The sequence below is a fragment of the Tsukamurella conjunctivitidis genome (genome assembly GCF_007858475.1).
Taxonomy (GTDB): Bacteria; Actinomycetota; Actinomycetes; order Mycobacteriales; family Mycobacteriaceae; genus Tsukamurella; species Tsukamurella conjunctivitidis.
This window is the reverse complement of sequence record NZ_VIGX01000168.1, coordinates 1-608: the sequence shown is the minus strand read 5'-3', so window position 1 is coordinate 608 and position 608 is coordinate 1. Positions and strand designations below refer to the sequence as shown.

The window sequence follows — 608 nt, the reverse complement described above, 5'->3', positions numbered from 1 at the left end:
CGACGGTCATCGCGGGTGGACAGTCCCGCTGAACCGACCTCATCGCCCTGGACCAGTGCCAGGAGCACGTCCAGGGTGTCCTCCAGATCGGGATCCAACCCCAGGAAGGCGCGGTCCCGCGCGGCGGTGAGGACGTCGCGACTGGACTGGGGTGTGGCGGTCCCGGGGACCACATAGGCGCGGTAGCGGTCCATCTCCACGATCAGGGCGCGCAGGCACTCCACGATGGAACGGAAGGTGTGGTCACGCAGGCGCAGGTCGCGCTGGCAGATCTCCCACACCAGGTTCGCCAGGCGGCGGACCTCCGCGGACAGCGAGGTGTCGATGACGTCACGCTTGGCGGTGGCCACCACCTTCGGGAAGGACGAGGGCGAGTCACCGGCGATCTCCTGCATCACCGCGCCCAAGGGCATCGCAGCACCCGGGTCCACCTGGAGGGCGTGGATGCGCCAGGAGGTGTCGTAGCCGGTGGTGCCGCACACGGGCCAGTCCGCAGGCAGCATCTCCTCACTGCCCAGGATCTTCTCCGCCGCGGTCCATGCACCCCCCGTCCGGTCCCACAGCCGTTGGAAGTAGCCGCGGGGGTCGGCCAACCCGTCGGGGTGGTC

At 69.7% G+C, this 608-nt stretch carries 1 pseudogene; it reads right to left on the bottom strand.

What is annotated here, in order from left to right:
• Nucleotides 1-608: pseudogene (locus FK530_RS26095) on the bottom strand (hypothetical protein); the annotation flags it as partial.